The following is a 416-nucleotide window of genomic DNA, read 5'->3' as shown; positions in this document are numbered from 1 at the left end:
GTTAAAGGCGAAGCTGGCGATCATCAGCGGCGTTAGCGGCTTAATCAGCAGCGGGAAGGTAATTTTAAAGAAGTTCTGGAACGGGCCGGCGCCATCCATTGCCGACGCTTCGTACAGATCGTCCGGAATCGCCTTCAGCAGCCCCATGCACAGGATCATCATGTACGGGTAGCCCAGCCAGGTGTTGACGATGATGATCATGGTGCGCGCGGTGGTCGGGTCGCTAAACCACGCCGGCTTAATGCCGAACAGCGTGCTGAGCATCATGTTGATTTCACCAAAGCTCTGGTTGAACAGCCCTTTGAAAATCAGAATCGAAATAAACGACGGTACGGCGTACGGCAGAATCAGCAGGACGCGATAAATCGCTTTGCCTTTCAGCGCTTCCCACTGCACCAGGCAGGCGAGGATCATCC

The 416-nt window shown here is 54.8% G+C and carries 1 protein-coding gene; it reads right to left on the bottom strand.

What is annotated here, in order from left to right:
* A partial coding sequence (locus I6F09_RS37300) for an ABC transporter permease subunit (protein WP_225190214.1) occupies positions 1 to 416 on the bottom strand: 416 nt, incomplete at both ends.

Origin of the sequence: Bradyrhizobium sp. IC3195, from assembly GCF_020193585.1 — a bacterium.
Taxonomy (GTDB): domain Bacteria; phylum Pseudomonadota; class Alphaproteobacteria; order Rhizobiales; family Xanthobacteraceae; genus Bradyrhizobium; species Bradyrhizobium yuanmingense.
This window is presented reverse-complemented; position numbering and strand designations above follow the sequence as displayed.